This is a genomic window from Streptomyces sp. WY228, from assembly GCF_019287315.1.
Taxonomy (GTDB): Bacteria; Actinomycetota; Actinomycetes; order Streptomycetales; family Streptomycetaceae; genus Streptomyces; species Streptomyces caviscabies.
This window is the reverse complement of sequence record NZ_CP079114.1, coordinates 6,889,567-6,909,911: the sequence shown is the minus strand read 5'-3', so window position 1 is coordinate 6,909,911 and position 20,345 is coordinate 6,889,567. Positions and strand designations below refer to the sequence as shown.

The following is a 20,345-nucleotide window of genomic DNA, read 5'->3' as shown; positions in this document are numbered from 1 at the left end:
ATGACCATGGAAACGGTTCAGGCCGACCCGTCCGCCCCCGGCGGCCCCGCTCTCTTCGAAGCAGCTGATACAGGCCGCCGTCCGGGGGCCCAGCGGCGGCAACATGCAGTGTTACGAGTACGTGATGGTGACCGACCGCGCGGTGATGGCGCGGCTCGCCCCGCTGTGGAAGCGGTGCGTGGACGCGTATCTGGCGACGACCGGGAAGTACGCGCCCGCGGGCAACTTCGGGCCCGTGCGGCGGCGCCCGGTCGCGGACGTCATCCACCGCGACCGCTGGTAGCGGCGGAGCCCGCGTCAACCGGTACCGGCACCCCTGTCGGGTGACGCTCGATGTCACCCGACAGGCTCAGCCGGCCGGGCAACTGCCGTGCATTTGCAGGAAGTTGCCAGCCGAATCGCCGGTGCACCCCTTTGTCATGTCCCACTCACATCGATAGCCTGGCCGGGTTCGGCATCCCTCTGGCCCACCCGGGCCCGAGGGCTTTTTACTTCCTCCCACGGAGCAGGAGCCCCCATGCCCCCACGCACCGCCGCCAGCGCCCGGGCCCGCGTCTGCGCCCTGGCCCTCCTCACCGCCACGGCCCTCCTCGCGACCGGGCAGCCCTCGAACGCCGCCCCGCACGCGGACACGGCCGACCCGGTGAACCGCGCCTTCGCCGAGGCGGCACACGCGTACGACGTCCCGCGCGATCTGCTGGCCGCCGTCGGCTACGGCGAGTCCCGGCTGAACGGTCACGGCGGAGAGCCCAGCCAGGCGAACGGCTACGGCGTGATGCACCTGGCCAGCAACCCCGTCAACCGCTCACTGGAGAAGGCCTCCGAGCTGACCGGCGAGAGCGCCGCCCGGCTGCGCCGGGACACCACGGCCAACATCCTCGGCGGCGCGGCCGTCCTGCGCGACCACGCCGACGCGCTCGGCCTGGACGCCGCCGAGCGCCGGGACGTGGACTCCTGGTACCAGGCGGTGGCCCGCTACAGCGCCGCCGAGGGCCAGGCAGCCACGCTCTACGCGGACACCGTCTTCACGTTCCTCGCCGAGGGCGTGACCGCGAAGGTGCCCGGCGGCGAGGAGGTCCTCGTGCCCGCCCGGCCGGTCGACCCGGACAAGGGCGAGCTGTCGGCCTCCGACGTCTACGTCCAGAGCGAGGACTACCCCTCGGCGCGCTGGGTGCCCGCGTACTCCGGGAACTACGTCGTCGACCGCAAGGCCACCGTCGACAAGGTGGTCATCCACACCACCCAGGGCTCCTACGCCGGTTCCATCAGCTGGTACCAGAACCCGGAGTCGAAGGTCAGCGCGCACTACACGATCCGCTCGTCGGACGGCGAGGTCACCCAGTCGGTGCGGGAGAAGGACACCGCCTGGCACGCCGGCAGCGTCAACTCCTCGTCCGTGGGTATCGAGCACGAGGGCTACGTCGACGACCCGGCGTGGTACACGGAGGCCATGTACCGTTCCTCGGCCGCTCTCACCAAGCACCTCGCGGCGCGGTACTCCATCCCGAAGAACCGGTCGCACATCATCGGGCACAGCGAGGCGCCCGGCGCCACCCACACCGACCCCGGCCCCAACTGGGACTGGAACCACTACATGGAGCTGATCGACGGCGACCCCGGCAGCGGCGGTGACGGCCTGACCTTCCCCGTCTACTCCACCCAGCAGTCCGGCTCCTCCGGACCGCAGGTCTCCGCCGTCCAGACGCTGCTCACCGCGCAGAAGTACCAGCCCGGCACGGTGGACGGCCAGTTCGGCGCCGCCACGAAGAGCGCCGTGCAGGCGTTCCAGAAGGACCGTTCGCTCGGCGCCGACGGGATCGTCGGCCCGAAGACCTGGACGGCCCTGCTGTCGGCCGGCTCGACCCCGCTGCTGAAGCAGGGCAGCACGGGCGAGCCGGTGAAGCGGCTCCAGCGGGCCCTGACGGCGGCGCTCGGCACCACCGTCGACGCGGACGGCAGCTTCGGCCCGGCCACGGACACGGCTGTCCGCACCTACCAGACCACCCGCAAGCTGGGCGTCGACGGCCAGGTGGGCCCGGCCACGTGGGAGGCCCTGCAGAACGGGAAGTGAGCACGGACCCGGGCGGGGCTCTCCACCGCACGGAGAGACCGCCCGGGGCCCCGGACGCCCGGGGCCCCGGAGACCTGCTCCCGGACCACGCGGCCCGGCCGCCCCGCCGCTACTCCCCCGCGCCGGCCGGGTACCCGATCTCCTTGATGTCCTCGGCCAGTTCGCCGGGCACCCGCTCGGGGTTGAGCGCGGCGATCACCTCGTCGGTGAGCGGCCGCAGCGCGTAGACATGGCGTACGGCTTCGAGGTCGACGGAGACGTCGAAGTAGTCCTCGGCCCACTCCTGGTACGACTCGGGGGTGCCCGTGACCAGGAGCTGGAAGAGCCAGTCCGCGCCGTCGGAGTCCTCGCCGTCCTCCGGGAACTCGATACTGCCCGCCCGCCAGCGGTCGTCGCCGCTCTCGCGCCAGAGGCAGGCGGTGACCACCGGCAGGCCGAACTCGTCGCTGAACGACGGCTCGTCCACGTAACGGCGGAACACCGCGGGCACCTCGTCGAGCACCCCGGGCCAGGGGCCGTCCTCCACGTACGGGCTCATCGGCGACTCGTGGTCGAAGCCCCGTACGTACGCCCCGTCGGCGGAGACGACCACGGAGTACTCCCCGCCCGACCCGTCCCGCATCGAGGCCATCTGCTCCGTGGGCGACCACCGCGCGTCGAAGGCGTGCCAGCGGCTGTCCCACTCCGGGCAGAGGATCGCGTCGAGCATCGCCAGCGAACGGCAGAGATCGGTGAGGACGGATATGCCCGGCAGCCTGCGGGCCACGTCGTGAACGCTCATACGCTCATCCAACCGCACCGGAGGACGGCGCTCCGCACGCGCACCCCCGGGAGCGGTCCGGGCACACTGTCCCGATGAACGCCGAACACCCTTCCGCCCCGCCCCGCCTGCGCGCGCTGGAACATGTCGCCGCGCTGTCCTCGGGCGCTCCGCTGGACGCCGGACTGCGCGTCACCCTGAACTTCCACCCCGACCGTACGGTGGCGGGGCGGCCGATCCTGGAACGGCTGGGCGAGGACGGCCTGTACGTCTCCCAGTTCGTGACCGGCACCAGCAACGGCGGGCTCACCGCCCGCCCCGGAGGGGACCGGTGGCGCTGGGAGAGCCGGATCTTCGGCGGCGCGTACGACCGGGCCGGGCCCGCCGAACGGCCCGTCTACGGGGCGCTGGACGTGCGGCGGGCCTCCTTCGGCGCCGCGCCCCGGTTCGGGTCGGCGCACTTCCGGCTGACGGCGGACGCGCTGGGCTCGGCCACCTTCTGCTATCCGGACAGCGCTGCCGAGCCCGAGCACTTCGGGGTCGCGGCCCGGATGTCGGGGCTGGTCGAACGGGCGGCGGCGGACCGCCGTGACGCCCTGGACGACTACATCGAGGCGCAGATCCACGCCCCGGTGCGGCTGGAGAGCGATGTGGAGGCGCTCGTGCTCGACCCGGCGTTCCGGGGCACGGCGGTGGAGGCGGCGGCCGGGCGGCTGCCGTGCCCGGTCGAGTGGCACGAGGGGTTCCGGCTCGGCGTCGACGAGCTGCGCCGCCGGCCCGGCTACCGGGGGCCGGAGTATGTCGAACTCGGCGCGACCCTCGCGGTCGACGGGTATCTGGACGCCCGGATCATCGGTGACGCGGCGCGTGCCGGGGGCCATGCGGAGCAGGACCTGAAGAAGGTCTGGCATCTGCTGGCCCGGTTCGGGCGGACGGCGGCGGGCCTTCCGGCCGGGGGCTGACCGGAGAGGGCCCGCACCCTCCGGAGAGAGCCCGCACCCTCCGGGGAGGGTGCGGGCCCAGGACGCGTCAACAGGTCGCGTCAGCGGGTGACTTCAGCAGGTCACTTCAGGCCGAAGGCCCGGATGATCTCCTGGTCGACGACGAGCCCGCCGGGGCCCTCCGCGTGCGCCTTGAGCGAGACCGAGGCCGCGCCCTTCGACGGGGTGCGGAACTTCGCGGTCCACTCGCCGGTCTTCTTCTTCCGGAGGTCCAGCTTCGTCCAGTGCTTGCCGTCGTCGTAACTGACCGACAGCGAGACCCTGTTCGCCTTCACCGCGCCCGGCAGCCATTCCTGGGTGCCGGAGGAGAGGCCGATCTCCGTCGTGCGGCCGGCCCGGACGTCGCCCGCCAGGTCGGTGTCGACGGCGTAGTCCAGCTGGAGCATCGGGATGTCGGCCTGGTACGGGCCGCCCTCCGCCAGCGCGCCGGAGACGAAGCCCCACTCGGAGTGGGTGCGGGTCGACGTCTTCCAGGTCTCCGCGTCCCGCCGCGAGTCGATGACCAGGCGGTAGGGCAGCTTCTCGGTGGAGAGGTCGCCGATGTAACCGGCCCGGCCCGCGCCCTTCTTGAGCTCCTTGTCGCCCTGGTAGAAGGCGTACGAGGTGGTGTCGTACTCGTTCTCCGGCATCGAGCCGGAGTGACCGGCGCCCGCGTCGGTCCACGGGGTGATGTTGAACTGGAGGTCGTCGTACACCGTGCGGAACGGACCCCAGTAGGCGGTGCCCAGACGCGGCCGGGTCACCGGGGCGAACCACTCGGCGCGGTAGTCCTCGCCCGCCCGGTAGTCCAGCTCGGTGCTGCGCATCTCGTGCGCCCGGTCGGACTGTTCGGCGTTGAGGACCGAGTGGTTCTCGTACCAGAAGGAGTCGCCCGGCAGCGGGTTGACCCACTCCGTGCGGACGTCCGGGAACTGCTCGTACTCCTCGAAGCCGAGGCCGGGACCGTAGTCCGGGATGTCGTAGCGGTAGCCGCCGCCGAGCGTCTCCTTGTGGCCGTAGAAGGTGTTCTCCACCTTCGCCAGCTGCCGGGCCGAGGGGGCGAAGGCCAGCGAGCGGTCCGGGATCGCGCCGTCGTGGCGGTCCACCAGGTCGTACAGGTAGTCCGCGAACCTCTTCTGGTCGACCCGGACCTTCTTGCCGCGCTGGGCCGCCCGGATCAGCGTCTCGCCCGCGGAGGCCTGGACGGAGGCGACCGGGATGGTGGTCTGCTCGCCGTACGGGGTGTAGCTCTCCATCGCCACGCCGCGTCCGTCGTTGACGACGAACAGGGCCTCGGCTCCGGCGTCCAGCGCGGCCGCGAGGCGTTCGGCGGGGGTGACGTCGGCGCTGCGGGTGATCACGACGGCCTTGCCGCGCGCGTTCACGCCCCGGTAGTCCGCGGGCGCGCCCTTGCCCGCGTGCACCGCGTTCAGCTTCTGCCGGCGGTCCTCGGCGATCGCCGCGCCGCCCTGCACGAAGACCGGTATGTCACGGCCGTCGGCCTCGACGTCGACCAGTTCCTCGCCCTGCCGCCAGCGGGTCAGGAAGCTGAAGCCGCCCTGGGTGACCTTCTTGGTGGGGCTCGCCCACAACTGGTCGTAGGTCAGCGGTATTTGGTACGCGTCGCGCTGGACGGTGCCGTCCGGGGCGGTGCGGGCCATGTCGTAGCGGAGCTGGCGGGTCTCGGTCTCCTTCGGGGTGCGCACGCTCACCTTGCGGGCCTTGGAGGCGTCGAGGGTGACGGTGGTGGAGCCGGTGAGGATCGTCTCGGGGGCCGCGAGGAACGCGACGGCCTTCGCGTCGGGGCGGTCGCCGTCGATGTCGACGGAGGCCCAGGCGGTGTAGTTGCCGGGCGGCAGCCGCAGTGTGGTCTCGCCGCCGCTGACCTGGACGAGGCCGAGCTGCGGGTCGCCCAGCTCGGCGAGGACGACCAGGCCGTCCATCGGCTTGCCCGACCGGTCGCGGAGCTTCAGCGTCAGATCGTGCAGCTCCTTCTCCTTGGTGAGCGCGAAGCCGGTGTGCGCGACCGTCGTGCCCGCCGCGTCGGTGGCGACGACCTGGCCGGAGAAGGTCGTGTCGTTGGCGACCTTCGCCGGGTCCAGCGACAGGACCGCCTCGGCGGTGCCGCCCGCCGGGACGGTCAGCTGCCCGGTGGAGAGGGTGTAGGCGGCCTCGTCCGTGTCGGTGGCGAGGTTCAGCGTCACGTCCGCGTCACCGGTGTTGCGGTAGGTGATGGTGCGCTCGGCGACCTCGTCGGACGGGCTGTGCGGCCAGGCGTAGGAGGCGACCTCGACCGATCCGGTGGCCTCGATCGTGGTGTCGATCGCCGCCTTCACATCGAGCCGGCCGGTGCCCTGCTCGTACGGGGTGTACGCGTCGAGTTTCCTGGACGAGGTCATCAGCGCGTCCTTGATGCGCTGCCCCGTCCAGTCCGGGTGACGCTGCTTCAGGATGGCCGCCGCGCCCGCGACATGGGGCGTGGCCATCGACGTACCGGACATCGAGCGGTACATGCCCTCGGTGCCGGGTACGGACTGCGAGGCGGCGGCGCTGATGTCGACGCCGGGGGCCGAGAGGTCGGGCTTGAGGCCGTGGGAGCGGACGAGCGGGCCCATGGAGGAGAAGTCGGCGCGGCCGTCCTGCTTGTCGACGGCGGCGATGGTGAGCGCCTGCTCCGCCGAGCCGGGCGAGCCGATGGTGCCCGCCCCGTACGCGTTGCCGGCGGCGATCACGAACAGCGGACCGCCGTCGGCCGAGAGGGAGTTCACGGCCTGGGACATCGGGTCGGTGCCGTCGTCGGGCACCGGGGAGCCGAGGCTCATGGAGACGATGTCGGCCCCTTCGGCCTTCGCCCACTCCATGGCCTCGATGATCCCGGAGTCCGCGCCGGAGCCCTCGTCGCTGAGGACCTTGCCGACGAGCAGGTCGGCGGCCGGGGCGACGCCCTTGTTCGCGCCGTCGGACGCCGCGCCGGATCCGGCGATGGTGGAGGCGACGTGGGTGCCGTGGCCGTGCTTGTCGTCGACCTCCTCGCCGGGTATGAAGCTGCGGGAGCCGACGAGGCGGTCCTTGACGTCCGGGTGGTCGGCGTCGATGCCGGTGTCCAGGACGGCGACCTTGGCGCCCTTGCCGTCGAAGCCGTCGGCCCACGCCTGCGGGGCGTTGACCTGCGGCACCGACTCGGCCAGCAGCGCCTCGGAGCGCCCGTCCAGCCAGAGCTTCGCGATCCCGCTGTCGAGCGAACGGGCGCTCGGGGTACGGGTGACGGCGTCCCAGAAGGTGCGCGCCCCGGCCTTGTCGGCGGTGAGGGCGGCGCCGTGGATCGAGGCGAGGGTGCGGACCTTCTTCGCGCCGCGCGGGGCGGCGGGCAGGGCCTTGGCGCGGGCGGCCGGATAGGTGGCGATGACCGGGATGGCACCGCTGCCCTCGTCGTCGTACCCCATCCGGACCAGGGCCGAGACGTTGAAGAGGCGGCGGTCCAGGGTGCCCGCCGCGATCAGTGTGGTGGCCTCGTCGGGCAGGACGTACACGTCCTCGCCCGCCTGCTGGATACGGACGCCGCCGCTCGCGCCGTCCGGGCGGTCCACGGTGACGGTGTCCTGGTCGCCGGGGCCGTCGACGTATCGCACGACGTCGCCGGTGACCAGGGTGACGGTGTGGCTCTCGGTGCGCGGGGCGGGGCGCTGGGCGTCGGCGCCCGGTACCGGGGCCGCGCCGGCGGTGCCCGCTCCGGCGAAGGGGACCAGCATGCCGCCCATGAGGGCCGCCGAGGTCGCCAGGAGCAGGGCTCTGCGTCCTGGGCGAGCGGATCTCGCCCGGCCGGGAACGGAGGAGGGGGAAGAAGTCATGCAGCTGATCTACCGGTAAATCCGGGGTGGCCGCTGCGTTCGGGGCGGGCGGGAAACCGCCGTGGCGGTAACCCGCCCGAGGTGGACGGGGCGTTGACGGGCGTGTCGGGCCGCCTCAGGCCACTGAGGCAAGCGGCTGTCCGCTGCTGTCGTGGTGGATGGGCGTGTGGGCCCCGGTGAGCGGTACGCCGCTGCCGCCGCGCCGGACCGCGACGATCTCGGCGGCGATGGACAGGGCCGTCTCCTCCGGCGTACGGGCGCCGAGGTCGAGGCCGATGGGCGAGTGCAGCCGGGCCAGTTCGCGGTCGGTGAGGCCGACCTCGCGCAGCCGCTCGTTGCGCTCCAGGTGGGTGCGGCGCGAGCCCATCGCGCCGACGTAGGCGACCGGGAGGCGCAGGGCGGCCTCCAGGAGCGGTACGTCGAACTTGGCGTCGTGGGTGAGGACGCAGAGCACGGTACGGGCGTCGGTGCCGGTCCCCGCGAGGTAGCGGTGGGGCCAGTCGACGACGATCTCGTCGGCCTCGGGGAAGCGGGCCGCGGTGGCGAAGACCGGGCGGGCGTCGCAGACGGTGACCCGGTAGCCGAGGAACTTCCCGGCCCGGACGAGCGCGGCGGCGAAGTCGATGGCGCCGAACACGATCATGCGGGGCGGCGGCACGCTGGACTCGACCAGCAGCTCGATGGGCCGGCCGCAGCGCGAACCCTCCGCGCCGATGGTGAGCGGCTCGGTGCGGCCCGCGTCGAGCCGGGCGCGGGTCTCGGCGGCGGCGGTCCGGTCGAGCGCCGGGTGGCCGCCGAGCCCGCCCTCGTAACTGCCGTCGGCGCGGACCAGGAGCGGGAGCCCGAGCAGTTCCTCGGGCCCGTCCGTGACCCGTGCCAGCGCGGCCGCCGACCCCTCCGCGGCGGCCGCGAGCGCTGCGGCGAACACCGGGCGGGCGGGGTCGTCCGCCCGTACCGGTGTCACCAGGATGTCGATGACGCCGCCGCAGGTCAGGCCGACCGCGAAGGCGTCCTCGTCGCTGTAGCCGAAGCGCTCGCGGACGGACTTCCCGTCATCGAGCGCCTGTTGGCACAGCTCGTAGACCGCCCCCTCCACGCACCCGCCGGACACCGAGCCGATGGCCGTTCCGTCGCGGTCGACCGCGAGGGCGGCGCCGGGCTGCCGGGGCGCGCTGCCGCCGACCGCCACCACGGTGGCGACGGCGAACTCGCGTCCCTGCGAGACCCACCGGTGCAGCTCTTCGGCGATGTCCAGCATGGCGTATCTCCTTAAGCGGGAAGGGGGCCCGGGCGTCAGTGGACGCCCAGCCAGCTCTCGATCGGGTTGAGGGCGAAGAAGACGATGAAGATCACCGTCAGCCCCCACATGAAGGCCCCGACCTCGCGGGCCCGGCCCTGGGCGAGCTTGATGGCGCTGTACGCGATGACACCCGCGGCGACACCGGTGGTGATGGTGTACGTGAAGGGCATCAGGACCACGGTCAGGAAGACCGGGATGGCGACCGAGCGGTCGCCCCAGTCCACGTGCCGGGCGTTCTGCATCATCATCGCGCCGATGACGACGAGGGCGGCGGAGGCCACCTCGGTCGGCACGATCGCGGTGAGCGGGGTGAAGAAGAGGCAGGCGGCGAAGAAGAGGCCGGTGACGGCGGAGGCGAGCCCGGTCCGGGCTCCTTCGCCGACGCCGGTGGCCGATTCGACGAAGACCGTCTGGCCGGAGCCCGAGGCGACACCGCCGATGACGCCGCCGGCGCCGTCGATGAACAGCGCCTTGGACAGGCCCGGCATGCGGCCCTTGTCGTCGGCGAGCTTGGCCTCGGTGCCGACGCCGATGATGGTGGCCATCGCGTCGAAGAAGCCGGCCAGCACCAGGGTGAAGACGATCATGCCGACGGTCATCACGCCGACGTCGCCCCAGCCGCCGAACTCGACGTTCCCGAAGAGCGAGAAGTCGGGTGTGGAGACCGCGCTGCCCTCCAGCTCCGGCGGGCCGCTGCTCCACGACTTGGGGTCGATGTCGACGATCGCGTTGATGACGATCGCGATCAGGGTGCCGACGACGATGCCGATGAGGATCGCGCCGGGGATGTTGCGCGCCTGGAGCATGAAGATGAGGAGCAGGGTCACGCTGAAGATCAGGACGGGCCAGCCGGCCAGTTCACCGGCCGGGCCGAGCGACACGGGGGTCGCGCCGGCGCCCTTGTGGACGAATCCGGCCTTGAAGAGGCCGATGAAGGCGATGAAGAGCCCGATGCCCATGGTGATGCCGTGCTTGAGCGCGAGCGGAATCGCGTTCATGATCATCTCGCGGAGGCCGGTGACCACCAGGAGACAGATCACCACACCGTAGATCACACACATGCCCATGGCCTGCGGCCAGGTCATGTTGGGCGCGACCTGCGAGGCGAGCACTCCGGAGACGCTGAGTCCGGCGGCGAGCGCCAGGGGCACCTTGCCGACGAAGCCCATGAGCAGGGTCGTCGCGGCTGCCGCGAAGGCGGTGGCGGTGATCAGGCCGGGCTGGCTGAGGAGGTTGCCGTTGACGTCCTCCCCGCCCAGGATCAGCGGGTTGAGCAGGAGGATGTACGCCATGGCCATGAAGGTCGTGACGCCGCCGCGCACCTCGCGCGCGACCGAGGAACCTCGTTCGGATATGTGGAAGTACCGGTCGAGCCATGATCTTCCGGCGGGGATGCGCGAGCCGGGGCCCGCGCCTTCCGGGCTGGTCTTCGGTTCCACTGACTGCTGGGTCATGATGCCTGACTCCCAAGGTTCACAGGGGCACCCGCGTGGAGATTCCTGAATGCGGGATTTGGGATGACTGCGTCGGCTGCACGACCCGGGGACGGCCGGGACGGACTGTTGAAGCAGAACGGATGTGCCGGCGGCACGGATGATCCGTGAGGCGCGGCCGTGCTCTCGGCACGGCGGTGAAGAACCGCGAGCGGTGCGGTACTCGGGCCTCCGGGCGGTGCGGGGTGCGGAAAAGTGTGACGTTCTCGGCTCTGCGCACCGCCCGGAGAGATGGGGGGGACCGCTCGGAGGCTGCCGGGTGACGGCCGGTGGGAGGTCACCCGGCAGGCTCTCAGGTGGTGGTGAGGTGTTCGGGCCGCACCGGTGTCCTGTTGAGCTCAAGGCCCGTCGCGTTCCGGATCGCCGCGAGGACGGCCGGGGTGGACGACAGGGTGGGGGCCTCGCCGATGCCGCGCAGCCCGTACGGGGCGTGCTCGTCGGCGAGTTCGAGCACGTCGACCGGGATCGTCGGCGTGTCGAGGATCGTGGGGAGCAGGTAGTCCGTGAAGGAGGGGTTGCGCACCTTCGCGGTCTGCGGGTCGACGATGATCTCCTCCATCACCGCGACGCCCATGCCCTGGAGCGTGCCGCCCTGGATCTGGCCGAGGACGGAGAGCGGGTTGAGCGCCTTGCCGACGTCCTGGGCGCAGGCCAGTTCGATGACCTTGACCAGGCCCAGCTCGGTGTCGACCTCGACGACCGCGCGGTGCGCGGCGAAGGAGTACTGGACGTGGCCGTTGCCCTGTCCGGTACGGAGGTCGAAGGCTTCGGTGGGGCGGTGGCGCCACTCCAGCTCGATGTCGATGGCCTCGTCCTCCAGGACGTCGGCCAGGTCCGCGAGGACCTCGCCGCCGTCGGTGACGACCTTGCCGCCCTCCAGGAGGAGTTCGGCGGTGGCCCAGGCCGGGTGGTAGGTGCCGAACTTGGTGCGGCCCAGCTCCAGGACCTTCTCCCGGACGGCTTCGCAGGAGTTCTTGACCGCGCCGCCGGTGACGTACGTCTGGCGGGAGGCGGAGGTGGATCCGGCGGAGCCGACGCGGGTGTCGGCGGGGTGGATGGTGACCTGGTTGACGCCGAGTTCGGTACGGGCGATCTGGGCGTGCACGGTGACGCCGCCCTGGCCGACCTCGGCCATCGCGGTGTGCACGGTGGCGACCGGCTCGCCGTTGATGACCTCCATCCGCACCCGGGCGGTGGAGTAGTCGTCGAAGCCCTCGGAGAAGCCGACGTTCTTCAGACCGACCGCGTAGCCGACACCGCGCACGACGCCTTCGCCGTGGGTGGTGTTGGAGAGCCCGCCGGGAAGCGCCCGGACGTCGATGGAGGTGCCCTCGCTGCCCGCCGCCAGCCACTGCTGCTCGGGCGGCAGCGGCCGGGACTTGACCCGGCGCAGCAGCTCGGCGACCGGGGCCGGCGAGTCGCAGGGCTGTCCGGTGGGCAGCAGGGTGCCCTGCTCCATGGCGTTGAGCTGCCGGAACTCCACCGGGTCCATGTCCAGCTTCGCGGCGAGCTTGTCCATCTGCGCCTCGTAGGCGAAGCACGCCTGGACCGCGCCGAAGCCGCGCATCGCGCCGCAGGGCGGGTTGTTGGAGTAGAGGGCGATCGCCTCGATGTCGACGTCCTCGATCTTGTACGGGCCGACCGAGAGCGAGGAGGCGTTGCCGACGACCGCCGGGGAGGCGGAGGCGTAGGCCCCGCCGTCCAGGACGATGCGGCACTTCATGTGCGTGAGCTTGCCGTCCTTGGTGGCGCCGTGCTCGTAGTGGAGCTTCGCCGGGTGCCGGTGGACGTGTCCGAAGAAGGACTCGAACCGGTTGTAGACGATCTTGACGGGCTTGCCGGTGCGGAGCGCCAGCAGGCAGGCGTGGATCTGCATCGAGATGTCCTCGCGGCCGCCGAAGGCCCCGCCGACGCCGGAGAGCGTCATGCGGACCTTGTCCTCGGGCAGGCCGAGGACGGGGGCGATCTGGCCGAGGTCCGAGTGCAGCCACTGGGTGGCGACGTACAGCTCGACGCCGCCGTCCTCGGAGGGCACCGCGAGGCCGGACTCGGGGCCGAGGAAGGCCTGGTCCTGCATGCCGAAGGTGTACTCGCCCGTGACGATGACGTCGGCGCGCTCGGCGGCCTTGTCGGCGTCGCCGCGGATGATCGGCTGCCGGTGCACGATGTTGGGGTGCGGGACGTGGCCGATGTGGTGGTCGTCGCGGTTCTCGTGGACGAGCACGGCGTCCGGGGCGGTCGCCGAGGCCTCGTCGGTGATGACGGGCAGCTCGCGGTACTCGATCTTGATCTTGGCGGCGGCGCGGCGCGCGGTCTCCGGGTGGTCGGCGGCCACGATGGCGACCGGTTCACCGTGGTGGCGGACCTTGCCGTGGGCGAGAACCGGCGTGTCCTGGATCTCCAGGCCGTAGTTCTTCATCTCGGCGGGCAGGTCGTCGTACGTCATCACGGCGTAGACGCCGGAGGTGGCCAGCGCCTCGGAGGTGTCGATCGAGACGATCTCGGCGTGCGCGACGGTGGAGCGCAGCGTCTGGCCCCAGAGCATGTCCTCGTGCCACATGTCGGAGGAGTACGCGAACTCTCCGGTGACCTTGAGGGTGCCGTCGGGGCGGAGCGTGGACTCGCCGATGCCGCCCTTGGTGGGCGAACCCTGGGTGATCTTGGTGGGCGTGCCGGCCGGTACGGTCTGGGCCTTCGGCATCGTGGCCGCGGGGCGCGTGGTGGCTTCGGGGCGCGTCGTCATGACTGGACCGCCTCTTCCTGGCGGGCGGCCGCGAGGCGGACCGCGTCGAGGATCTTCTCGTAACCGGTGCAGCGGCAGAGGTTGCCGGAGAGCGCCTCGCGGATGTCCTGGTCGGTCGGCGAGGGGGTGTTCTCCAGCAGCTCGTCGGCGGCGACCAGCAGGCCGGGGGTGCAGAAGCCGCACTGGACGGCTCCGGCGTCGATGAACGCCTGCTGGATCGGGGACAGCTCGACGGCCTCGCCGGTCTGGCCGTCGGTGGGCTTGGACTGCCAGCGCTTGGCGGCGTCCAGGGTGGTGCCGCAGGATCCGGCGGCGCAGCCGCCACCGGGGTGGGCGTCCTCGCGGTGCTTGGCGTAGTCGGCCAGGCCCTCGACGGTGACGACCTCGCGGCCCTCGACCTGACCGGCGGCGACCAGGCAGGAACAGACCGGGACGCCGTCCAGGCGGACCGTGCAGGAACCGCACTCGCCCTGCTCGCAGGCGTTCTTGGAGCCGGGCAGGCCCATGCGCTCACGCAGGACGTACAGGAGGGACTCGCCCTCCCACACGTCGTCGGCTTCCTGCTGACGGCCGTTGACCGTGAAATTGACTCGCATGGTTACGCAGCTCCTTCCAGCGTGCGGCCCGCGCCGCGGTACTGCTCCCAGGTCCAGCCGAGCGTGCGGCGGGCCATGATGCCGACCGCGTGCCTGCGGTACTTCGCCGTGCCGCGTACGTCGTCGATCGGGTTGCAGGCGCCGGACGCGAGGGCGGCGAACTGCTTGGCGATCGCGGGCGTGATGATCTTGCCGTTCTCCCAGAATCCGCCCTCGTCGAGCGCGGCGTTCAGGAATGCCTCGGCCTCCTTGGCCCGGACGGGCGTCGGGGCGGCGGAGCCGATGCCGGTGCGCACGGTGCGGGTCTCGGGGTGCAGCGCGATACCGAACGCGCAGACGGCGATGACCATGGCGTTGCGGGTGCCGACCTTGGAGTACTGCTGCGGTCCGTCGGCCTTCCTGATGTGCACGGCGCGGATCAGCTCGTCCGGCTCCAGCGCGTTGCGCTTGACCCCTGTGTAGAAAGCGTCGATCGGAATCAGCCGCGTGCCGCGCACCGATTCGGCCTCGACCTCGCAGTCGGCCGCGAGCAGGGCCGGGTGGGCGTCGCCGGCCGGCGAGGCGGTGCCGAGGTTGCCGCCGACGCCGCCGCGGTTGCGGATCTGCGGCGAGGCGACGGTGTGCGAGGCGAGCGCCAGACCGGGCAGCTCGGTACGCAGGTGCTCCATGATGCTGCTGTACGGCACGGAGGCGCCGAGCCGCACGCTCTCCTGGCCCACCTCCCACTCGGACAGCTCACCGATGCGGTTCAGGTCCAGGAGGTACTCGGGCCGCCGGTGGTCGAAGTTGATCTCGACCATCACATCGGTGCCGCCCGCGATGGGCACAGCCGTGGGGTGCTCGGCCTTGGCGGCGAGCGCCTCCTCCCAGCTGGCGGGGCGAAGGAAGTCCATGAGTGGCTCTCTTCTCAATCGGGTCGTTCGCCGGGGCCGGGGACGGCCTGCCTCGACTGGCTCGTTCATGTGGTGTTCACGTGGTGTGTGGCCCAGTACACAAGCCCAGCCCCTGTCGGTGCAGTCACCGAAACACTGAAGGAGTTGGCTGGTGTCCGTCCTCGTCTTGTAGATTCGAACGAATGGCGGGGATCAGTAACCTCACCGCAATTCACAGATACCCGCTCACCCCACTGCTCTCCCCCTCACGACCTCCTTCCCCCTCCCCTTTCACCTGCTCCCCCTACGGAAAGATCGGCGGCGACGAGATGCGGCTGCGCGCACTGCTGGAGACCGACGCGCTGGGCCTGCGGCTGCTCGGCGGCGAGGACGAGCTGGACCGCACGGTCCGGGGCGTCATGACGACCGACCTGCGCGACCCCAGCCGCTATCTCTCCGGCGGTGAGCTGGTGCTCACGGGCCTCGCCTGGCGCCGGGACGCGGCGGACTCCGAGCCGTTCGTCCGGATCCTGGCGGGCGCCGGGGTCGCCGGTCTCGCGGCCGGTGAGGCGGAGCTCGGCGACATCCCCGCCGATCTGGTCAAGGCCTGCCTGCACCACCGCCTCCCCCTCTTCGCCGTGCACGAGACCGTGGCCTTCGCAACGATCACCGAGCACGTCGTCCGCCAGGTCTCCGGCGAGCGGGCGGGCGATCTGGCCGCCGTGGTGGACCGGCACCGCCGGCTGATGACCTCGGGCCCGGCGGGCGGCGGCCCCGAGGTGGTCCTGGACCTCCTCACCTCCGACCTGGACCTGCGGGCCTGGGTCCTCTCCCCCACCGGCCGCCAGATCGCCGGGGCGGGCGCCCCGCTGCCCGGTCCGCTGGGCGCGGCGCTGGCCGGGCACCACCTGGCCGCGACCCGCACCGGCCGCCGGGGTCCGTACCGGGCGGCGGTCGCCGGTACGACGTATTCGCTCTTCCCGATCCGGAACACCGGCCGGGGCGCGGTGCCGGCCGCCCGCGACGTACGGGAGTCGGTGCTCTCCGACTGGCTGCTGGCTGTCGAGGCGGACGCCTCGGACTGGCCCGCCGCCCGGCTCGACCTGCTCCAGGGCGTCACCCAGCTGATCGCGGTCGAGCGCGACCGCCGCGACGCGGCCCGTACGGTACGCCGCAGACTCGCCCAGGAGGTCCTGGAGCTGGTCCAGGCGGGCGCCGCGCCCGCCGAGATCGCGGCCAGGCTGCGGGTGGCCGCGCCGGTCCTGCTGCCCGGCCTCGGCGTCGCCCCGCAGTGGCAGGTCGTGGTGGCCCGGGTGGACTGGAGCGCCTCAAGCCAGGGGGCCGCCGCGGGCGACATCGCGAGCGGTCCGGTGGCCCAGGCGCTGCTGGAGGAGATCCTCGTCGACCCGGCGGTCAGCGGGCCCGACTCCGCCGACCGGATCGCCGTCGCCCACACGGGCGAGGAGGCCATCGCCCTGGTGCCGCTGCCCACGGTCGTCACCGTGCCGGCGGAGTCCGGTGAGGGCGAGGGCGGCGACGCGGCGCGGGCGGCCGTCGAGGACGCCGACGCGCTCGCCGGGGAGCCCGGGCTGCACGCCGACGCGCTGCTCGCCTCGGTGCGCGAACCGCTCTCGGCGGGGCTCGCCGACGACGGCCGGCTGACACTCGGTGTCAGCGCGGCCGTGCATTCCGCCGAAGGGCTGCGCGGGGCGCTGGAGGAGGCCCGGCACGCCCGCCGGGTGGCCGCGGCCCGACCGGGGCGGGTCTGCGCGGCCGGTCACCACGAACTGGCCTCGCACGTGCTGCTGCTGCCGTTCGTCCCCGACGACGTGCGGCGCGCCTTCACCGCCCGGCTGCTGGACCCGCTGCGCGACTACGACCGGCGCCACCGGGCGGAGCTGATCGAGACGCTGGAGGCGTTCCTGGACTGCGACGGTTCCTGGACCCGCTGCGCGGCCCGGCTGCACCTGCACGTCAACACACTGCGCTATCGCGTCGGACGAATCGAGCAGTTGACGGGGCGTGACCTTTCGCGCCTGGAGGACAAGCTCGACTTCTTCCTCGCCCTGCGCATGAGCTGATCTTCCGGCCGCGCACGGGGTCCGGCGGTTCGCCGTCGCACTCCGACCGATTGTGAAATCTTTCACCTGACATTGTCCGGACCCCTTGGCCCGGCGTGCCATTCCATGCTGTGATGCGCCGTACCCAACAGCACAATGGCGCGCTCGGGGAGGGCAATGTGGCGCATACCGCCATGTCTGGTTCCGGAACGACAGCAGATGACGATCCGCCGCTCCAGACCGCGGTATGGCGGCTGCGGTCACGCGCCTGCTGGACGGACGCGGCCGCACTGCTGGAGCACCACGCGCACACCGATCCGGCGGCGGCGCTCCAGCGCACCGCCCTGCTGACCGAGCGCTGTCTCTACACCGGTCAGGGCTGGACCGACGCCGAGGACGCCCTGCGCACGGCGGAGGCCGTCGCCCGCGGCGACGACGAGCGCGGCGCGGCCGCCTCCGAGCGCGGCCATCTGGCGTACGCCTCGACCCTCCTGGCGGTACGGGACCGGTCCGACGAGGCGAGCGTGGCGCTGAGCCGGTCGGCCGCGCTGCTGGCCCCCGCGTCCCCGGCCCGGCCGCTGCTGGACTTCCGGCGCGGGCTGATCGCGCAGAACATCGCGGAGTCGCCGGAGTCGGCGCGCGCCGCGTTCCGCCGGGCGCACGCCGGTGCGACGGCCCGGGGCGACGAACTGCTGCTCTCGTCCACCTGGCGGCATCTGGCCGCGCTGGCCCTGCGCGAGGGCGAACTGGCGGAGGCCCGGCACGGCTTCGCGGAGTCGCTGCGGATCCGGGAGGAGCTGGGGTTCCTGGTCGGTACGGCCCCGGCGCTGATCTCCCTCGCGGAGGCGGAGGAGGAACCGGAGGCGGCCCGGCTGCGCGCCGAGGCCGGCCGGCTGTTCCGGCTGCTGGGCGGTGTGCCGACCTGGCTGGCCCCGTATCTGGGGCCGCCCGCGCCGCGCACCGCACAGGCGAGCTGAGCGGACCGACCGACGGACGGCTGGCTGGCTGGCTGGCTGGCTGGCTGAACGGACGGTACGGGGCGGACGCGCGGTGGTCCGCCCCGGTCGGCCGCGTCCGGTCAGCCGCCGGTCCGGTCGTCGACCGGGTCCCCCGGCTGCCACCGCGCGTCGGTCCAGTCCGGCTCCGGGACCGGGCGCGGCGGAGCGGGCGGCGGGTTCGGTCCCCGGTTGGGGTTCTGCGGTACGACGGTGGCCCCGGAGCCCGAGCCGCCGCCGTCCCGGCGCGGCGGGATCACCGGTGTCTTCGGCGGTACGGGCCTGCTGGTGCGCGGCACGGGCAGGGGCGCGCCGGGCGTGGACCGGGGCGGGACGGTGGGCGGAGCGGTCGTCGCGGGGGCGGTGGTGGGGCTCGGCGAGGCGCTGGGACTCGGGCTCGCGCTCTCCCCGGCGCTCGCGCCGGGCGTCGGCGTGGCGGAGGCGCTCGTGGCGGATGCCGTCGGGGCCTCGGGCGTACGGTCGTCCGCCCCGTCCGAGCAGCCCGCGAGCCCCGTGACCAGCGCGGCCGCCGCCATGGCCGCCGCCACCGGACCCCGCGGTCGTCTTCGTGCCTTCGCCGTACCCGCCATGTCCTTGCCCCTGCTTCCCGTGCGCCTCGTGCGTCTCGTGGGCACCACGGGGAAATGATCATGTCCGCGCGGTGCGGGCACACCCTATCCGGCGGGGCGGCGGCCCCCGGTGGGCCGTCGGGGTCAGCCGTCGGCGCCGGTGAAGTGTTCGCGGACCAGCGACTGGACGACGTTCAGGTCCTGGGCGATGAGGGCGTCGAGCAGGGCGGTGTGCTCGGAGGCGTCCGCCAGCAGGTCGGCCCGGCGGGTGGCCGGGCTGGAGACCAGCGGCCACTGGGAGCGCCGGTGCAGTTCGTCGGCGACGCTCACGAGCTGCTCGTTGCCCGACAGGGCGAGGACCGCGCGGTGGAAGGCCCGGTCCGACTCGGCGTAGGCGGCCCGGTCCCCCACGGCCGCCGCCGTGACCGTGGCCTCCGCGAGCGGGCGCAGGACGCTCCAGCGGTGCGCCGGGACCGTACGCGCCAGGCTCAGCATCACCGGTACCTCGATCAGCGCCCGCACCTCGGCCAGCTCCGCCACCTCGCGGGGGCCGCGTTCGCTCACCCGGAAGCCGCGGTTCGGCACGACCTCGACGGCGCCCTCGACGGCCAGCCGCTGCATGGCCTCGCGCACCGGCGTGGCGGAGACCCCGAAGCGGGCGCCGAGCGCGGGGGCCGAGTAGACCTGGCCGGGCACCAGCTCGCCGTCGACGAGGGCGGCGCGCAGGGCGTCCAGGATCTGGCCGCGTACCGAGTGGCGCCGGACGACACGCGGCGCGGGAGGCTCACTGTGGGTGTGCTCGCCCCGGGCGTGCTCGGTGCGGGGCTGTTCCGTCCGGGGCTGTTCCGTCCGGGACTGCGCGGTCTGGGACTGTTCGCCCCGGGCCTGTTCCGGCACCCGGCCCTCCGGAATCCGTCGCTCCGCCGGGGCGTGCGGGAACACTCCGGGGGCGTACGCCGGACGTGCGCCCTCACGCGCGCTGCCCTGCTCCACCCGGACCTCCTCCACCTGCCGCGGACCGACTCGCGTACGCCGGGCCTCCTGTGCACGATAGATGCAGGAGGCTGCAGTTCAAACATCGATGACGTCGGGTAAGGTTAGCCTTACCTGCCAACGATCCCGATTCGGTGGTCCCCTGCATGCCCCTCTCCCCGCCGTTCACCGGTACCGCGACGTCCCCCGTGACCGCCGCGTACGCCCGACTGACCGAGGTGTTCCCCGGTCTGCGGGCCGACGTGCTCGACGGCGACGCCGTCGCCCCGTCCGGCGCGGGCTGGGTCGGCGCGGCGGAGCTGGCCGCCGGCGGCCCCGCCGTGGACGCCTTCCTGGCCTGGGACAACGCCCAGGTGCTGCGCGACCACGGCCGGCAGGCCCGCCCGGACGTGGTGGCCAGCTTCGGTCTGCACCGGTACGCCTGGCCCGCCTGCCTGCTGGTGACGATGCCCTGGTTCCTGCAGCGCCGGGTGCCCCGCATCCCGGTCGAGGACGTGGCCTTCCAGCGGGCGCTCGGGCACCTGACCGTGCGGATCCGGGAATTCGCCTGTCTGCCGGACGACCCGGCGGCCTCGCTGCCCGGAGCCCGGGTGGTCGCCGACGAGGCGGCGCTGCGGGCCGAGGTCCTGGCCTCCCTGACCGAGCACCTCGCTCCGGTGCTGGACGGCTTCGGACCGCGCATGCGGCGCGGCAAGCGGGCCCTGTGGGGGATGGCGACGGACGAGATCGTCGAGAGCCTCTGGTACATCGCGCATCTGCTGGGCGAGGAGCGCCGGGCGATGGCCGAGCTGGAGCTGCTGCTCCCCGGCACGACCAAGCCGTACGTCGGCGCCGCCGGCTTCCGTGAGCTGACCGGGCCCGACGGCCGGTCGCTGCCGACCCGGGACCGGGCGAGCTGCTGCCTCTTCTACACCCTGCGCCCCGAGGACACCTGTGTGACCTGCCCGCGTACCTGCGACGCCGACCGGGTGCGCAAGCTGAGGGCAGCTTCCTGATCCACACCGCCCGTCCGGATGACGTGGAATCGAACGCAACTCGGCCCGACCGGGCGGCCGTTCGAGAAGA

General features: G+C 72.7%; 14 protein-coding genes and 1 pseudogene. 7 read left to right on the top strand and 8 right to left on the bottom strand.

The genetic code is table 11. The features are described 5' to 3' along the window. Both KV381_RS30245 and KV381_RS30240 read left to right on the top strand, forming a co-directional pair. A pseudogene (locus tag KV381_RS30245) lies at positions 1-262 on the top strand (nitroreductase); the annotation flags it as partial. Positions 263-517: 255 nt separating this feature from the next. Next, positions 518-2,071 carry an N-acetylmuramoyl-L-alanine amidase gene (locus KV381_RS30240; RefSeq protein WP_030083938.1) on the top strand — a complete coding sequence of 518 codons (1,554 nt, stop codon included), beginning with the start codon at positions 518-520 and terminating at the stop codon, positions 2,069-2,071. 109 nt (positions 2,072-2,180) lie between these two features. On the opposite strand, the gene KV381_RS30235 is transcribed toward KV381_RS30240, so the two are convergent. Next, positions 2,181-2,852, bottom strand: coding sequence for a hypothetical protein (locus tag KV381_RS30235; protein ID WP_030083937.1), 672 nt, complete (start codon positions 2,850-2,852; stop codon positions 2,181-2,183). Positions 2,853-2,926: 74 nt separating this feature from the next. On the opposite strand from KV381_RS30235, the gene KV381_RS30230 reads away from it, so the two are divergent. Further along, positions 2,927-3,793, top strand: a complete 867-nt coding sequence (locus tag KV381_RS30230) for a DUF3626 domain-containing protein (RefSeq protein ID WP_030083936.1) — start codon at positions 2,927-2,929, stop codon at positions 3,791-3,793. Between the two features lie 101 nt (positions 3,794-3,894). Here KV381_RS30230 and KV381_RS30225 read toward each other — a convergent pair whose 3' ends face one another. The 6 genes from KV381_RS30225 to KV381_RS30200 form a co-directional block, all read right to left on the bottom strand. Next, positions 3,895-7,560, bottom strand: coding sequence for a S8 family serine peptidase (locus KV381_RS30225; protein ID WP_218787329.1), 3,666 nt, complete (start codon positions 7,558-7,560; stop codon positions 3,895-3,897). Between the two features lie 214 nt (positions 7,561-7,774). After that, positions 7,775-8,917 (bottom strand): XdhC family protein, encoded by a 1,143-nt coding sequence (locus tag KV381_RS30220; RefSeq protein WP_030083932.1) that lies wholly within the window; start codon positions 8,915-8,917, stop codon positions 7,775-7,777. A gap of 35 nt (positions 8,918-8,952) precedes the next feature. Continuing rightward, a complete protein-coding gene (locus tag KV381_RS30215; RefSeq protein WP_030083930.1) occupies positions 8,953-10,413 on the bottom strand; it encodes an NCS2 family permease in 1,461 nt (486 codons plus the stop codon). 331 nt (positions 10,414-10,744) lie between these two features. Beyond that, positions 10,745-13,195 (bottom strand): xanthine dehydrogenase family protein molybdopterin-binding subunit, encoded by a 2,451-nt coding sequence (locus tag KV381_RS30210; RefSeq protein ID WP_098026122.1) that lies wholly within the window; start codon positions 13,193-13,195, stop codon positions 10,745-10,747. Then, the gene (locus KV381_RS30205) at positions 13,192-13,791 is read right to left on the bottom strand and encodes a (2Fe-2S)-binding protein (protein ID WP_030083926.1); all 600 of its coding nucleotides are present in this window, start codon (positions 13,789-13,791) and stop codon (positions 13,192-13,194) included. The genes KV381_RS30210 and KV381_RS30205 overlap by 4 nt, the downstream gene beginning before the upstream one ends. 2 nt (positions 13,792-13,793) lie before the next feature. Continuing rightward, positions 13,794-14,684 carry a xanthine dehydrogenase family protein subunit M gene (locus KV381_RS30200; RefSeq protein WP_030083924.1) on the bottom strand — a complete coding sequence of 297 codons (891 nt, stop codon included), beginning with the start codon at positions 14,682-14,684 and terminating at the stop codon, positions 13,794-13,796. Between the two features lie 308 nt (positions 14,685-14,992). On the opposite strand from KV381_RS30200, the gene KV381_RS30195 reads away from it, so the two are divergent. The 3 genes from KV381_RS30195 to KV381_RS30185 all read left to right on the top strand — a co-directional run bounded on the left by KV381_RS30195 (position 14,993) and on the right by KV381_RS30185 (position 18,366). Continuing rightward, positions 14,993-16,744 carry a PucR family transcriptional regulator ligand-binding domain-containing protein gene (locus KV381_RS30195; RefSeq protein ID WP_030625294.1) on the top strand — a complete coding sequence of 584 codons (1,752 nt, stop codon included), beginning with the start codon at positions 14,993-14,995 and terminating at the stop codon, positions 16,742-16,744. A gap of 173 nt (positions 16,745-16,917) precedes the next feature. Further along, complete coding sequence (locus KV381_RS30190) at positions 16,918-17,700, top strand: hypothetical protein (protein WP_030083920.1); 783 nt, start codon at positions 16,918-16,920, stop codon at positions 17,698-17,700. A gap of 231 nt (positions 17,701-17,931) precedes the next feature. Beyond that, positions 17,932-18,366, top strand: a complete 435-nt coding sequence (locus tag KV381_RS30185) for a hypothetical protein (RefSeq protein ID WP_218786771.1) — start codon at positions 17,932-17,934, stop codon at positions 18,364-18,366. A gap of 65 nt (positions 18,367-18,431) precedes the next feature. Here KV381_RS30185 and KV381_RS30180 read toward each other — a convergent pair whose 3' ends face one another. Further along, complete coding sequence (locus KV381_RS30180) at positions 18,432-19,280, bottom strand: GntR family transcriptional regulator (protein ID WP_218786770.1); 849 nt, start codon at positions 19,278-19,280, stop codon at positions 18,432-18,434. A 146-nt stretch (positions 19,281-19,426) separates the two neighbouring features. Here KV381_RS30180 and KV381_RS30175 point away from each other — a divergent pair, with 146 nt between their 5' ends. Continuing rightward, positions 19,427-20,275 carry a (2Fe-2S)-binding protein gene (locus KV381_RS30175; protein WP_218786769.1) on the top strand — a complete coding sequence of 283 codons (849 nt, stop codon included), beginning with the start codon at positions 19,427-19,429 and terminating at the stop codon, positions 20,273-20,275. Positions 20,276-20,345: the final 70 nt, after the last annotated feature.

What these genes read in the sequence shown, in the direction of transcription:
- KV381_RS30240 (WP_030083938.1), top strand. Translation starts at nt 518, where the DNA reads ATGCCCCCACGCACCGCCGCCAGCGCCCGGGCCCGCGTCTGCGCCCTG.
- KV381_RS30235 (WP_030083937.1), bottom strand. Translation starts at nt 2,852, where the DNA reads ATGAGCGTTCACGACGTGGCCCGCAGGCTGCCGGGCATATCCGTCCTC.
- KV381_RS30230 (WP_030083936.1), top strand. Translation starts at nt 2,927, where the DNA reads ATGAACGCCGAACACCCTTCCGCCCCGCCCCGCCTGCGCGCGCTGGAA.
- KV381_RS30225 (WP_218787329.1), bottom strand. Translation starts at nt 7,560, where the DNA reads ATGCTGGTCCCCTTCGCCGGAGCGGGCACCGCCGGCGCGGCCCCGGTA.
- KV381_RS30220 (WP_030083932.1), bottom strand. Translation starts at nt 8,917, where the DNA reads ATGCTGGACATCGCCGAAGAGCTGCACCGGTGGGTCTCGCAGGGACGC.
- KV381_RS30215 (WP_030083930.1), bottom strand. Translation starts at nt 10,413, where the DNA reads ATGACCCAGCAGTCAGTGGAACCGAAGACCAGCCCGGAAGGCGCGGGC.
- KV381_RS30210 (WP_098026122.1), bottom strand. Translation starts at nt 13,195, where the DNA reads ATGACGACGCGCCCCGAAGCCACCACGCGCCCCGCGGCCACGATGCCG.
- KV381_RS30205 (WP_030083926.1), bottom strand. Translation starts at nt 13,791, where the DNA reads ATGCGAGTCAATTTCACGGTCAACGGCCGTCAGCAGGAAGCCGACGAC.
- KV381_RS30200 (WP_030083924.1), bottom strand. Translation starts at nt 14,684, where the DNA reads ATGGACTTCCTTCGCCCCGCCAGCTGGGAGGAGGCGCTCGCCGCCAAG.
- KV381_RS30195 (WP_030625294.1), top strand. Translation starts at nt 14,993, where the DNA reads ATGCGGCTGCGCGCACTGCTGGAGACCGACGCGCTGGGCCTGCGGCTG.
- KV381_RS30190 (WP_030083920.1), top strand. Translation starts at nt 16,918, where the DNA reads ATGTCTGGTTCCGGAACGACAGCAGATGACGATCCGCCGCTCCAGACC.
- KV381_RS30175 (WP_218786769.1), top strand. Translation starts at nt 19,427, where the DNA reads ATGCCCCTCTCCCCGCCGTTCACCGGTACCGCGACGTCCCCCGTGACC.